Origin of the sequence: Pseudomonas syringae pv. cilantro (genome assembly GCF_001293775.1) — a bacterium.
Taxonomy (GTDB): domain Bacteria; phylum Pseudomonadota; class Gammaproteobacteria; order Pseudomonadales; family Pseudomonadaceae; genus Aquipseudomonas; species Aquipseudomonas syringae_P.
On the sequence record NZ_LGLN01000067.1, the window covers coordinates 133,740 to 147,639 of the forward strand.

Annotated in this window: 14 protein-coding genes; 7 read left to right on the forward strand and 7 right to left on the reverse strand. The window is 61.0% G+C overall.

Features of this window, described 5'->3' with window-relative positions; genetic code table 11:
* The first annotated feature begins 60 nt into the window (after positions 1-60).
* The 4 genes from aldA to ABJ99_RS17875 all read left to right on the forward strand — a co-directional run bounded on the left by aldA (position 61) and on the right by ABJ99_RS17875 (position 5,789).
* A complete protein-coding gene (aldA, locus tag ABJ99_RS17860) occupies positions 61-1,485 on the forward strand; it encodes an aldehyde dehydrogenase (RefSeq protein ID WP_054087080.1) in 1,425 nt (474 codons plus the stop codon).
* Between the two features lie 79 nt (positions 1,486-1,564).
* Positions 1,565-2,887 (forward strand): MFS transporter, encoded by a 1,323-nt coding sequence (locus tag ABJ99_RS17865; protein WP_054086947.1) that lies wholly within the window; start codon positions 1,565-1,567, stop codon positions 2,885-2,887.
* A gap of 18 nt (positions 2,888-2,905) precedes the next feature.
* Entirely contained in the window at positions 2,906-4,123 is a 1,218-nt protein-coding gene (locus ABJ99_RS17870; protein ID WP_054086948.1) for a mandelate racemase/muconate lactonizing enzyme family protein, read from the forward strand.
* 58 nt (positions 4,124-4,181) lie between these two features.
* Entirely contained in the window at positions 4,182-5,789 is a 1,608-nt protein-coding gene (locus ABJ99_RS17875; RefSeq protein ID WP_054086949.1) for a GMC family oxidoreductase, read from the forward strand.
* 46 nt (positions 5,790-5,835) lie between these two features.
* On the opposite strand, the gene ABJ99_RS17880 is transcribed toward ABJ99_RS17875, so the two are convergent.
* Positions 5,836-6,171 (reverse strand): ArsR/SmtB family transcription factor, encoded by a 336-nt coding sequence (locus tag ABJ99_RS17880; protein ID WP_054086950.1) that lies wholly within the window; start codon positions 6,169-6,171, stop codon positions 5,836-5,838.
* A 59-nt stretch (positions 6,172-6,230) separates the two neighbouring features.
* On the opposite strand from ABJ99_RS17880, the gene ABJ99_RS17885 reads away from it, so the two are divergent.
* The 3 genes from ABJ99_RS17885 (at position 6,231) to ABJ99_RS17895 (ending at position 8,708) form a co-directional block, all read left to right on the forward strand.
* Complete coding sequence (locus ABJ99_RS17885; protein ID WP_054086951.1) at positions 6,231-7,322, forward strand: NADH:flavin oxidoreductase/NADH oxidase; 1,092 nt, start codon at positions 6,231-6,233, stop codon at positions 7,320-7,322.
* Positions 7,323-7,481: 159 nt separating this feature from the next.
* On the forward strand, positions 7,482-7,928 hold the full coding sequence (locus ABJ99_RS17890) for an Rrf2 family transcriptional regulator (protein ID WP_054086952.1): 447 nt from the start codon (positions 7,482-7,484) through the stop codon (positions 7,926-7,928).
* 135 nt (positions 7,929-8,063) lie between these two features.
* Entirely contained in the window at positions 8,064-8,708 is a 645-nt protein-coding gene (locus ABJ99_RS17895; protein WP_054086953.1) for an NADPH-dependent F420 reductase, read from the forward strand.
* 35 nt (positions 8,709-8,743) lie between these two features.
* On the opposite strand, the gene ABJ99_RS17900 is transcribed toward ABJ99_RS17895, so the two are convergent.
* From ABJ99_RS17900 to ureE, 6 genes are read right to left on the reverse strand one after another with little or no spacing between them, the layout of a single operon-like run.
* Positions 8,744-9,601 carry an urease accessory protein UreD gene (locus ABJ99_RS17900; protein WP_054086954.1) on the reverse strand — a complete coding sequence of 286 codons (858 nt, stop codon included), beginning with the start codon at positions 9,599-9,601 and terminating at the stop codon, positions 8,744-8,746.
* A complete protein-coding gene (ureG, locus tag ABJ99_RS17905; protein WP_054086955.1) occupies positions 9,598-10,266 on the reverse strand; it encodes an urease accessory protein UreG in 669 nt (222 codons plus the stop codon). Before ureG ends, ABJ99_RS17900 begins: the two co-directional genes overlap by 4 nt.
* A gap of 26 nt (positions 10,267-10,292) precedes the next feature.
* Positions 10,293-12,005: an urease subunit alpha gene (gene ureC / locus ABJ99_RS17910; RefSeq protein WP_054086956.1), complete on the reverse strand. Its 1,713-nt coding sequence runs from the start codon at positions 12,003-12,005 to the stop codon at positions 10,293-10,295.
* Between the two features lie 3 nt (positions 12,006-12,008).
* Positions 12,009-12,704, reverse strand: a complete 696-nt coding sequence (locus ABJ99_RS17915) for an urease subunit beta (protein ID WP_054086957.1) — start codon at positions 12,702-12,704, stop codon at positions 12,009-12,011.
* 15 nt (positions 12,705-12,719) lie between these two features.
* Entirely contained in the window at positions 12,720-13,451 is a 732-nt protein-coding gene (locus ABJ99_RS17920) for an urease accessory protein UreF (RefSeq protein WP_054086958.1), read from the reverse strand.
* Positions 13,448-13,888, reverse strand: a complete 441-nt coding sequence (gene ureE, locus ABJ99_RS17925) for an urease accessory protein UreE (RefSeq protein ID WP_054086959.1) — start codon at positions 13,886-13,888, stop codon at positions 13,448-13,450. Before ureE ends, ABJ99_RS17920 begins: the two co-directional genes overlap by 4 nt.
* Positions 13,889-13,900 lie beyond the last annotated feature (12 nt).

Sequence of the window (13,900 nt, forward strand, 5' to 3'; positions counted from 1 at the left end):
AGCGCCCTCGGGATACCAAGACTGTAGGGACTGGATAAAAACAACGATGGGCGAATGCACATGCGATCCGAACGAAATTTTGTAAACGGTCAATTCATCGAGTCTGCCAGCGATGCGCTGATTGCGGTCTACAACCCGGCGACCGAAGCGCTGGTGGGGCACGTTTCGGCGGCCACCACCATTGAAGCGACCGCTGCGGTAGCGGCTGCCGCCATAGCCCAGAAAACCTGGGGCAAACTGACCAGCATCGAGCGTGCCGAGCACCTGCGGGTCTTGGCCGATGCACTGGATGACTGTGCTGAAAATATCGGCAAGGCACTGGCTGCCGAGTCCGGCAAAAGCCTTGCGGACGCCAGCAACGAAGCGCGTTATGCCGCGCAGATCACCCGTTATCACTCCGAGTGGGCGCGGCGCATCGAAGGCGAGATCATCCCCAGCGATACCCCGGACGAAAATCTGCTTCTGCACCGTGCGCCGATGGGTGTGGTCGCCTGCCTGATTCCGTTCAACTACCCTGTGTATACCTTGCTGCGCAAAATCGCTCCGGCGCTGATTGCCGGCAACACCGTGGTCGTGCGGCCGAGCAACAACACGCCGATCTCGGCCTTTGAGATCGCCAAAGCCGTGCAGCAATCGGGTCTGCCTGCGGGTGTGGTGAACATTCTGACCATGGACCACGCCACCGCCGCTGCAGTGTGCACCCACAAGGCGGTCGCTATGATCACCCTGACCGGCAGCGTCAACGCCGGGCGGGTCGTACTGGATTACTGCAAGACCAACATCGCCAAACCCTCGCTGGAGCTGGGCGGCAAGACCCCGGCAATCATCGAAGCCGACGCTGACCTGGAAGCCGCTGCCACTGCTATCGTGGCGTCCAAGACCACCCATTGCGGCCAGTTGTGTACGGCGGTAGAGCGGGTGTATGTGCAGGAAAGCGTTTACGACGCATTCCTTGCGCTGCTCAAAAGCAAGATCAGCGCCGTGCAGTTCGGCGACCGTTCCAACGACGCCAGCCTGATGGGCCCACTGGTCAGCGCCAGCGCGCAACAGAACATTCACGCCATGGTCGAGCGAGCGATAGCCGACGGTGCGGTGCTGGAAGTCGGTGGTTTTATCCCGCAGGGCAGTGGCTATTTCTACCCGCCGACGCTGCTTGGCAACTGCCGTCAGGACATGGAAATCATTCAGGAAGAAATCTTCGGCCCGGTGCTGCCGGTGCTCAAATACCGCGACATCGATGAAGCACTGGCGATGGCCAACGATCACCAGTTCGGCCTGTCATCGGTGCTCTACACCGAGCGCTACCGCACCACCCTGAAAGTGGCCAACGCCATCGAGGCCGGCGAGTTGTACGTCAATCGCACCCCGGCCGACCCGTATCAGGGCTTTCATGCCGGCTGGAAACGCTCGGGCCTGGGCGGCGATGACGGCAAGCACGGCATGCTCGAATACACCCAGACCCGCCTGGTGGTCATGAAGTACTAGCGCGGCAGCCACACGCACTCATCCAATAAAAATAATCATCAAGGGCGCCCGTTTCATCGGGCAGCCCGAGGTCGCACACATGTCCAAGCCTGCAGCCACTGTTGCCGCTGTTCCGGGTCCGAACACGGGTTCAAAAATTCAAAGCGACACCGGACGTCGTTATTTCCAGCTGATGTTGCTGGTGCTGGCCGCAGGCGCGATCTACCCGATCCTGTACCTGCGTCAGGTTTACCAGACCACCATGCTTGAGGTGTTTCAGATCGACCACAGCCAGCTGGGCTATCTGTACTCGATGCTGGGGACGATCTTCCTGCTCAGCTATTTGCCCAGCGGTTGGCTGGCAGACCGGATTGCGCCGCGCTTTCTGATCTTCTTTTCGCTGGTGGCCACCGGTGTGCTGGGGCTCTGGTATTCCACTGTGCCGTCGATGACCGGGCTGATGATCATCTTCGGCTGTTGGGGGCTGACCACCGGGCTGACGTTCTGGGCGTCAGTGCTCAAGCGGGTAAAGATGATCGCCCATCACACTGAGCAAGGCCGCTTCTTCGGCATCCTCGACGGCGGGCGCGGACTGGTCGAAGCTTTGCTGGCGACGGTGGCTCTGGCGCTGTTCGCATTCGCCACCGAAAGCCGTGGCCAGTCGTCCAGCGAAGGCTTCAAGCATGTGGTTTACCTATATGCCTTCACCTGTATCGCCATCGGTTGTGTGCTGGTGCTGGTGCTGGTCAAGGACCCTGCGTCCCTGCAAGACACCGCCGCAGTGGAGAAGGGCAAATACAACCTGCTCAGTGACCTGATGACGCTGGCGAAAATCCCCGAGCTGTGGCTGGTGACGGCGATTGTGTTCTGCGGCTATCACCTGTTCTGGGCCACTTATAGCTTCTCTGACTACCTGCAAGGCAACGGCATGACCGCGATCATGGCGGGCACCATTACCACCCTCAAGTTGTGGATGCGGCCGATTGGCGGCCTGGGCGGCGGTTTTCTGGGTGACCGGTTCTCGAATATCTCGGTGCTGATTGTCGCGCTGACCCTCGCCACTCTGGCTATGGTTGGCCTGATCGTCTTCCCGGCGATCAACAGCCTGGGGCTGCTGATCGGCACCGTGATTTTCATCGGCCTCATGGCGTATGCGATTCGCGGCCTGTACTGGGCAATCCTCGACACTTGCAACATTCCGCTGCGCATCACCGGGCTGGCCATCGGCATTGTCTCGGTCATCGGCTACTTGCCGGACGCCTTCATTCCGCTGATCAACGGCTACCTGACCGAGCACTTTCCCGGCGCGCCCGGTTACCGCCTGTATTTCGGTTACATCGCCTTTGTCGGCCTGCTCGGGATCCTTGCCGCCCTGAGTCTGCGTGCCCGCATCAATCGTAAATCCTTGATCCAGAGTCTTTGATACAGACAGGTGCCTGAGATGAAAATCGTTGCCCTTGAAACGCACATCGTTGCTGTTCCGCCTCCCCATATCGGTGGCATGTACTGGCTGTTCGTCAAACTCAAGACCGATTGCGGCATTGAAGGCGTGGGTGAAATCTACGCCGCCACGTTCGGCCCGAAAGCCATGCTGCCGATCATTGAGGACGTGTTCGAGCGTTACCTGCTCAACCATGACCCGCATCACATCGAGCGCTTCTTCCGACAGGCCTATTCCAGCGGTTTCACCCAGCGCCCGGACCTGACCATGATGGGCGTGGTCAGCGGCCTGGAAATGGCCTGCTGGGACATCATCGGCAAGGCGGCAAACAAGCCGGTGTACGAACTGTTGGGGGGCAAGGTCAACGAGCGCCTGCGTTCTTACACCTATCTGTACCCGGTGAACAGCCAGGGCGAGTATGACTACGACGACCCGGACCTGGCTGCCGAGTGCGCAATTGAAAACATGAACAAAGGCTTCACCGCCGTCAAATTCGACCCGGCCGGGCCTTACACCGCGTACTCCGGGCACCAGCTATCGCTGGAAGTGCTGGAGCGCTGTGAAACGTTCTGTCGCAAGATCCGCGAAGCCGTCGGTGACAAGTGCGACCTGCTGTTCGGCACGCACGGGCAAATGGTGCCGTCCTCAGCCATTCGCCTGGCAAAACGTCTGGAAAAATACGACCCGCTGTGGTTCGAAGAACCGGTGCCGCCCGGCCAGGAAGAGGCCATGGCGCAGGTTGCGGCCAAGACCACCATCCCGATTGCCACGGGCGAGCGACTGACCACCAAGTACGAATTCTTCAAATTGTTGCAGGCAGGCGGCGCTTCGATTCTGCAGATGAACGTAGCCCGCTGTGGCGGCCTGCTGGAGGCCAAGAAGATCGCGAGCATGGCCGAGGCTTACTACGCGCAGATTGCCCCACATCTCTACAACGGGCCTATTGGCGCTGCGGCAAGTTTCCAGCTGGCGACCTGTACGCCGAACTTCCTGATTCAGGAAAGCATCATGACCTGGGGCGGTTTCCATGCCCAAGTGCTGACCCGACCGCTGCAATGGGAGGACGGTTACATCATCCCGCCCACCGAGCCGGGCCTCGGGGTGGAGCTGAACATGGACGTGGTGCGCAGGCATTCGCCGTACACCGGCGAGCGCCTGCATCTGCAAATGGCCGCGACCCCTGCTGATGTGAAAGATACATCGCCAGCCAGAGGCTGACGGGATTGCCCGTCCAGTATTGGGCGGGTTCGATAACAGACTTATGCGGTAACCGTGCATGACATACGACTACATCATCGCTGGCGCAGGCTCGGCCGGTTGCATCATCGCCAATCGGCTCTCGGCCTCCGGGCAATACAGCGTGTTGCTGCTGGAAGCGGGCGGCAAGGACAGTTCGCTGTGGTTCAGGATCCCGGTCGGTTTCGCCAAAATGTATTACAACCCGACCTTCAACTGGATGTATTACAGCCAGCCGCAAAAGCAACTGAGCAATCGGGAAATCTATGCGCCGCGCGGCAAGGTGCAGGGTGGCTCGGGCTCGATCAACGCGATGGTCTATGTCCGCGGGCAGGCCCACGACTTCGATGACTGGGCGGCCAACGGCAATGACGGCTGGAGTTTCAAAGACGTGTTGCCGTACTTTCGCAAGCTGGAAAACCACCCGCTGGGCGACAGTGAATACCATGGCGGGAGCGGGCCGATTGGCATCACCCCGATGACGGGCCATACCCACCCGATCTGTGACGTGTTTCTGAAAGGTTGCGATGAACTGGGTTATCCGCACAGTGACGACTTCAACGGCCCGAACTTCGAAGGCTCGGGTATCTACGACGTCAATACCAAGAACGGCCAGCGCAGCTCCAGCAGTTTTGCTTATCTGCACCCGGCGCTGAGCCGCCCGAACCTGACGGTCGAGCACTACGCGCTGGTCGACAAGGTCATCTTCGACAACCAGCGGGCTACGGGTATTTCCGTGACCCAGCGCGGGGTGGTTCGCACCTTCAGCGCCCGCAAGGAAGTGATCCTCTGTGCCGGTGCGGTCGACACGCCGAAGATACTGCAACTGTCCGGCGTGGCAGATCAGCACTTGCTGGCCAGGCACCAGATACCACTGGTCAGACACCTGCCAGCGGTAGGGCAGAACCTGCAAGACCACCTGTGCGTGAGCTACTACTACAAAGCCAGCATCCCGACCCTGAATGATCAGCTCGGCTCGTTGTTGGGACAATTCAAGCTCGGTCTTGAATACCTGCTGACCCGCAAAGGCGCGTTGGCCATGAGCGTCAACCAGGCAGGCGGCTTCTTCCGCGGCACCGACGCCCAGGCCCATCCGAACCTGCAACTGTACTTCAACCCGTTGTCTTACCAGATCCCGAAAAACAACAAGGCCAGCCTCAAACCCGAACCGTACTCAGGCTTCCTGCTGTGCTTCAACCCGTGCCGCCCCACCAGCCGTGGAAGCATCGAGATTGCTTCGAACAATCCGCGCGAAGCGGCGCTGATCGACCCCAACTACCTGAGCACGCAAAAAGACATCGACGAAGTGATTCAGGGCAGCCGCCTGATGCGCAAAATCATGCAGGCCCCCGCACTCAAGCGCATCACCGTCGCTGAAGTGCTGCCAGGGCCCGTGGTCGAAACCGATGAGCAGATGTTGCAGTATTTTCGCGAGAACTGCGGCTCGATCTACCACCTGTGTGGCTCCTGCGCGATGGGCTCAGACCCGCAAACAACAGTGGTGGACAAACACCTTAAAGTCCATGGGCTGGAAGGGCTGCGGATCGTCGATGCCTCGATCTTTCCGAACGTCACCAGCGGCAATACCCACGCGGCGGTGCTGATGGTGGCGGAGAAGGGGGCTGATCTTATTTTGCAGGATGCGTGAGGTTATCCCGGGGCTCTGCTGAGCTGGCGAACCGAAACGGCCGTGCTCACCGTTGCGCCAGAATACTTCCCAGCAACCCCGGAAAGCGACTCTCCAGCACCTGCGTGCGCAACGAGTTCATGTGCGTGGTGCCGATGTTGCGCGTTTGCACAAGCCCGGCATCGCGCAGCACGCGGAAGTGATGGGACATGCTGGACTTCGGTCGGCCACCGTCCAGTTCGCCGCAGGTGGCTTCGGTCACACCCGCCAGGCAGCGCACAATGCCCATGCGCACAGGGTCGCTCAAGGCGTACAGCACGCGTTCGAGGGTGAGGTCTTCAGGTTCGGGATGTTGGAAGGTTCGCATGGGGGGCATGATATCAAGGCTTCCGTTTATTGCCATAGTTCGATTACCATCGAACAACTGAAAACCAAAGTCATCTGGCCTACGGGAGCTTTCCAATGTCTGCATTGTTCGAACCCTTCAAACTGAAAGACGTCACGCTGCGCAACCGAATCGCCATTCCACCGATGTGCCAGTACTCGGCAATCGACGGAGTTGCCAATGACTGGCACCACGTCCACCTTGCCAGCATGGCGCGTGGTGGTGCGGGTTTGCTGGTGGTTGAAGCCACCGCCGTTGCGCCGGAAGGGCGCATTACTCCGGGCTGCACCGGTATCTGGAACGATGAGCAGGCGCAGGCATTCGTGCCGATCGTCAAAGCCATCAAGGACGCCGGTTGCGTGCCGGGCATCCAGATCGCCCACGCAGGCCGCAAGGCCAGCGCCAACCGCCCATGGGAAGGCGACGACCACATTGTCGCTTCCGATTCGCGTGGCTGGGACACCATCGCCCCGTCGGCCATTGCGTTCGGTGCCAACCTGCCGAAAGTGCCGCGCGCTATGACCCTGGAAGACATCGCCCGCGTTCGTCAGAACTTCGTCGATGCTGCCCGTCGTGCCCGCGATGCAGGCTTTGAGTGGATCGAACTGCACTTTGCCCACGGTTATCTGGGGCAGAGTTTCTTCTCCGAGCACTCCAACCAGCGCACCGACGAGTATGGCGGCAGCTTCGATAATCGCAGCCGGTTCCTGCTTGAAACGCTGGCGGCGGTACGTGAAGTCTGGCCAGAAAACCTGCCGTTGACGGCACGTTTTGGTGTGCTCGAATACGATGGTCGTGATGAACAGACCCTCACCGAGTCGATCGAACTGGCGCGTCGCTTCAAGGCTGGTGGTCTGGACCTGTTGAGTGTCAGCGTCGGCTTCAGCACGCCGGACGCCAACATTCCGTGGGGCCCAGCGTTCATGGGGCCGATTGCCGAGCGTGTGCGTCGTGAAGCGGGTATCCCGGTCACCAGCGCCTGGGGTTTTGGTGAGCCTAAGCTCGCTGAAGGAGCGGTTAAATCCGGCCAGCTTGATCTGGTCTCGATAGGCCGTGCGCACTTGGCTGACCCGCATTGGGCGTACTTCGCAGCGAAAGAACTGGGCGTCGAAAAGTCGGCCTGGACCTTGCCTGCGCCTTACGCGCATTGGCTTGAGCGTTATCGCTAACGTATAGCAATGACTGGGCGGCATCGTTCACCGGTGCCAGCCCGGCATATCGGGCAGCCATCCGTACGCGAACCGAAACTATCTGAAACAGAATGTTGACAGTCGAAATTAAGTGTAATAATGTCGTCGACACATTAAGCATTAAGCGGATTCCTCACCATGCCAACCAGTAGTCGTTTTGTGGTTGCCGTCCATACGCTGGCCGCTCTGGCCGTCAGCGACGGAAGGCCGCTACGTTCCGAAGATCTTGCCTATTCGGCAAATACCGGCGCTGTGGTGATTCGTGGGCTGCTGTCCCGGCTGAGTACAGCGGGGCTGACACGTTCGCAACTGGGTGCTGGTGGCGGTGCCTTGCTGGCCAGGCCTGCAGAGAAGATACGCTTGCTGGACGTTTACGAAGCGGTCGAGGATACCGAGCTGTTCTCGTCACACCGGGTGGCGCCCTGCGAAAAATGTGCTGTCGGGGGCAATATCCTGGAAGCCCTGGCACCCACGCTGGGTCGCGCTCGTACTGCACTTGAAGATGAGCTCGCGAAAGTGACGGTTGCCGACATCGCAGCAGAAGTGGCGCGCCTTGGTAAATTCACTGTCCCGTTAACATGGTGACAGTTTTGATAATAAATGTCGGTGTGACGTAAACATATCGTTATTTAGAGTTTCACCGGTCCGGATTCACTCACAACGCTGTTCGTTTCAAAACGACTTACCTTTTCCAACCCTTCACACAATCAGGAACACATCATGACTATTGGTATTATCGGTTCTGGCGCGCTGGGCTCAGGCATTGCTCGTATCCTTGCCAGCAAAGGCATTTCAGCCATTATTTCAAACAGTCGCGGCCCTGAGTCGCTTGCCTCGCTGGTCAGGGAGCTCGGCGGGTCCATCAAGGCGGGCACCGTAGAAGAAGCCGCACGTGCAGATATCGTCTTCGCGGCAGTGCGCTGGGTGGATGCGGAAAAAGTATTGAGCAGCTTGCCGGCCTGGGAAGGGCGCATCGTGATTGACGCAACCAATCCTGTGGAATTCATCGATCCAGACTCGCCGGATGCGAAGGACCCGACTAACCCGCTTGCAGCCTATGGCATCAAGGCGGTAGATCTGAACGGCAAGTATTCAAGCGAGATATTTCGTCAGTTCGTTCCGGGCGCGCGGGTCGTCAAGGCGTTCAACCACCTTGATGCCAATGTGTTCTCGGCGCCTGACGTAGCAGACGGCAAGCGCGTGCTCTTCTACTCGGGTGATGATGCAGCGGCAAAAGCAGAAGTGCGCAAGATCATTGAGGACACCGGCTTCGTTCCGGTCGATCTGGGCACCCTTGATGTGGGCGGCCCGCTGGCATCGCTTCCGTTCGGTTCGCTCGCTGCGCAGAACTTTATCCGGGTCTGACAGGATATTGATGCAAGGAACCTGATCAGTAAGCTTTATTTGCGCCGCACCCGCGGCGCAATGCCGGTCAGTTGCTGGCGAGCGCACGCCCAGGCCAGGTGCAGGGCGCTGCGCAGTGCCACGGCATCGGCGGTTATGATGCGCACCGACACGCCACAATCGTTCGGCAGGGCGCTGACGCCCAGATAGCTCTCGGGAACGACGCGCAATGCGTCGCGCAAGGCCCGTTTCACATCCTCCACAGGCAAACCCTGACCCACCAGCATGAAAGTCGCCAAGGCCTGCAGCTCTGCGCTGACCCCCGGCAAACGACGGTGCAGGTCTGCGCCGGTCAACGCCAGTCGGTCACCGGCCAGTAACTTGCCGGCCGGGCACCGTATGTGCAGATCGGCGCGATAGAAGCCGGGTAATCCTGCGCTGCCTGGCGGGACGTGCAAGCAAAACGCGTCGCAGAGCATCACCCGTGCGTTTTGGTGCAGCGTGACGTTTACCACACTGTGCAGTCGTGCCTGCGGGAACAGAATGGTCGCCATCGGCAGGTATTCCAGCAGTGCGCCGGTTTCGGCAGTCAGGGTGACGGTCTGCCGCGCGGGCTGTTCAAGCATGCTGTGCGCGACCGTTGCCGCGCCGGTGCTGACATGCACTTGCGTGTGCGGCCCGGCGTGCAGTTGCAGGTGCAGCGTTTCCCCGGCAAAAAGGCCGCCCGAGCACGACTGCAGATAAATCGCCGCCATGCCGGGCGGGTCTTGCGGCAGCTTCAGCGTGCGCCCGAGGTGGAAGGGGTAGCCGACCTCCTGATGAGACACATAACTGGCACCTGAAGGCGCTTTGCTGAAGGCAATGTGTGCGGTGGTTTTTTTGCAGACGGGCAGCAACGCTGAATGGGCGTTCATGGGCGATCAAACAGGACGGCGCGACTGATGGCTTCGACCACTTCATCCACGCCTTCACCGGTGGCGCAGTTGGTGAACAGCACCGCTCTGCCGTTGCGCGCGTCTGCAGACTCGCGACGCATGCGCGGCAGGTCGACGCCGACGTAAGGTGCGAGGTCATATTTGTTGACCACCAGCAGGTCACAGTTCAAGACGCCGGGGCCGCGTTTGCGCGGGATGTCATCACCGCCCGCCACGTCGATAACGAAGATCCAGAAGTCCACCAGGTCCAGCGAGAAGGTCGAGGCCAGGTTGTCACCGCCGGATTCGATAAGCACCAGGTCGAGATTGCCGAAACGTGCTTCCAGTTCGTCAGCCATTTGCAGGTTAAGGGTCGGGTCTTCGCGGATGGCTGTGTGCGGGCAGGCACCGGTTTCCACGGCGCGCACCCGCTGCGGGTCGATCAGACCACTGCGCTGCACGCGCTCGGCGTCTTCGCGGGTGGCCAGGTCATTGGTGATGATCGCCAGCTCGATGCCACGCGCGATAAAACGCGGAATCAGCTGTTCCAGCAAACGGGTCTTGCCCGAGCCGACCGGGCCGCCGATCCCGACGCGCGCGGCGCCGGGGTGGGGGTGGGGGTGTACGTCGGTGTGCAGGGCAGGTGTATTCAAGGGCAGGCTCATGGTCAGGTGTCCTGTGCGGTAGGGTTTCAGCGCAGCATGTAGCGCTGCGCGAGGGGCACTTCGCTGACCGGTTCGCAATAAAGACGCTCGCCGTCGGCATACACATCGAAGGTTTGTGGATCAACGCGGATGTCCGGGCAGGCATCGTTGTGCAGCATGTCGGACTTGCGCAACGTGCGGGTGCCGAACGCAGGCAGCAGCTTTTTCTTGAGCCCCAGTCGAGTAGCAGTGTTGGCCTCGACGGCCAGGCGGTTGACGAAATTGACCGACAGCGCCTGTTTCGCTTCACCGAATGCGCCCCATTGCGGGCGCATCACCAAGGGTTCGCAGGTGTACAGCGAGGCCGCAGAATCGCCCATCACGCCATGCACGATGAAGCCGCCCTTGACCACCAGCTCCGGCTTGATGCCGAAGAACGCCGGGCGCCACAGCGCCAGATCGGCCAGTTTGCCGGGCTCCAGCGAGCCGATGTAGCTGTCGATGCCGAACACCCGCGCAGCGTTGATGGTGTATTTGGCGATGTAGCGCTTGATCCGCTCGTTGTCGCCCAGTGCCGTGGTTTCTTCCGGCAGACGGCCGCGCTGATCCTTCATTTTCGATGCCAGTTGCCAGGTGCGGCAGATGACTTCGTTGATGCGCCCCATGCCCTGGCTGTCAGAGCCGAGGATCGAAATGGCCCCGGTGTCGTGAAGAATGTCTTCGGCAGCGATGGTCTGCGGGCGCACCCGTGATTCGGCGAACGCCACGTCTTCCGGCACATCCGGGTTGAGATGATGGCAAACCATGATCATGTCCAGGTGTTCGTCGAAGGTGTTCACCGTGTAAGGGTTGGTCGGGTTGGTGGAGGAGGTAATGCAGTTGCTTTTGCCGGCCACGCTGATGATGTCTGGCGCATGCCCGCCGCCTGCGCCTTCGGTGTGATACATGTGGATGGTGCGGTCGCCGATGGCTGCCAGGGTGTCTTCTAGAAACCCTGACTCATTCAGCGTGTCGGTGTGCAACTGGACTTGAAAGTCGTACTCGTCGGCGACTTTCAGGCAGGTGTCGATCACCGCCGGCATGGCGCCCCAGTCTTCATGGATTTTCAGCCCCAGACAGCCGCCGCGCAGTTGCCCGAGCAGCGATTCGGGCTTGCTGGAATTGCCGCGCCCTAGAAAGCCGAAGTTGATCGGCCACGCTTCGGCGGCCTGTAACATCTTGCCGACATTCCATTCGCCGCCGCAGTCGATACCCACGGTAATCGGCCCCAGCGAGCCGCCGATCAGTGTGGTCAGGCCCGCCGCCAGCGCGTGATCGCAAAGCTGCGCCGAATCGAAATGCACATGCACGTCGATGCCGCCGGGGGTGACGATCAGGCCCTCGGCATCACGCACAGTGGTGGCGACGCCGCAGATCAGTTGCGGGTGTACGCCGTCCATGATCTGCGGATTGCCCGCCTTGCCGATGGCGACGATCTTGCCGTCCTTGATGCCGATGTCGCCTTTGACGATGCCGATCACCGGGTCGATGATCAGCGCGTTGCAGATCAGCATGTCGAGTGCCCCGTCGGCGCTGTCATGACCGGGCATCAGGCCCATGCCGTCGCGCAGGGTCTTGCCGCCGCCGTGCAGGCATTCATCACCAGGCACTGAGTGGTCGAATTCGACCTCGGCCAGCAACGCGGTGTCGCCCAGGCGTACCGCATCGCCGGTGGTGGGGCCGTACATGGCGGCGTATTCCTTACGGGTCATCGTCGCCATGCTTCAGATTCCCTTGAAATGCTGGGCGCGGGCACGCTCCAGCGCTGCGCGTTTGCAGGCCGGGTCGTGCAGGTTGCCATTGGTCAGGCCGCTGAAGCCGTGAATGTCGCCAGTGCCACCGAACTGCACCAGTTGCACCTCGCGCAACTCGCCTGGCTCAAAGCGCACTGCCGTGCCGGCGGGAATGTCGAGGTGCATGCCGAAGGCTGTTTCGCGGGGGAAATCCAGCGCCTTGTTGACCTCGAAGAAGTGGTAGTGGCTGCCGATCTGCACCGGCCGGTCGCCGGTGTTGATCGCGCGCAGGGTCGCTGTCGGGCGATCGCTGTTGAGCTGGATGTCGCTGTCTGGCGACAGTATTTCGCCAGGTGTCGGCATGACCGCCAGCGGCAGCTTGCCTGGCCGGATCGGCTGGTGCACGGTGACCAGTTTGGTGCCGTCGGGGAAGGTGCCTTCGACTTGCAGCACCGGCAGCAGGTCGGCAACCCCCGGCATGACGTCGTCGGTGTTGAGGAGGGTCGAGCCAAAACCGATCAGCTCGGCGACGCTGCGACCTTCACGCGCGCCTTCAAGAATTTCGTCGGCGATCAGCGCCGAGGCTTCCGGGAAGTTCAGGCGCAGGCCCTTGCCACGGCGTTTGCGTGACAGCTCGGCAGCGGTGTACAGCGTGAGCCGTTCAAGCTCGGTCGGAGTCAGCAACATAAGGGGATTCCCGGTTCAGTTGGCAAACAGGCGCAGGTCTTGGGTTTCGTGGCGCATCACAGCGATTTCGGCCATGGGCGTGAAGCCGCAGGCGTCGTCCGGGTCTGGCGGCTCCAGCGCCAGCAGTTCAGTGATCAGCGGCTGGATATCGGTCAGCACGCGCTGCGCATCAATGTGGCCCATCACCCCGAGACGCACGGCGGCGCTGACCAGTCCGGTACACAAGCCGTGCGCGGCAGCCAGCTGGCAGTGCTCGCGGTGCATGCCCAGACGGTTCCAGAGCAGGCCTTGCACCACTGGCAAATGCCCCGACGTGTTGCCCGCCAGCACCTGTTGCTGATAACCCGCCGCACCCGGCGTACCCAGCGCGACATGCACGCCCAACAGCGCTTGCCCGACACGCCGGGAACCCTCGCGCAATTCCTCGGCGAGGGTCATTGCTTCAATTTGCATGTCCATGTCTATCAGCGCAGAAACGTCATCGGCAGCATTCCATGCCGCGAGCAGAAACACCCGCTCAAAACTGTTCCAGCGATGGCGCAACTGGCCTTCGACAAAACCGCGCACCTCGGCGCTGCGGTCGAGGCGAATGGCCCGTTGACGACGTCGCGCGGTGATCTTTTCGCCTGCCCCCAGTCGTCCATCGGCCACCAGTGTTTCCAGCCCCCACGACCACGCCACTGCGCCTCCGGGAAAGAAACTGTCGGCCTGTTGCAGGGCCAGCAGCAGGCTGCTCCAGGCATTCATGCGCGTCGCACCCGGCCGTCGGCGAGCATCGGCGCCAGGCGTTCAAGGTAATCCGCTTCAGGCCCATTGAGCGGGATCTGCAAGGTGTCACCGGCAAAGCGCACCGCCCAGTGCATGTTGCCGGCGAAGTAGCCCAGTTCCAGCGCTGCCGCCGAGTCCCTTGGCAGCAGGTCGAGGTATCGCCGATCCTGCATCTGCACAACGATGGCGCGCTGACTGTCGAGCATCAGCACCGAGCCGTTACGCAATTGCTGATGGCGCTCCAGGCGGATGGCGCAATCGGTGCCCCGATCGCTGGCCAGGCGCAGACGATGCCGCTGGATGTCGCTGCCCGACAGGCTCAGGGTTTCGACCTGGCCGGCGTGGCTCAGGTCGTGCAGACGGTCGGCGAGGGCAGGGTCGCTGGCCTGGCCGAGAATGCGGTCGAGTATCAGCATGGCGATGGCTCC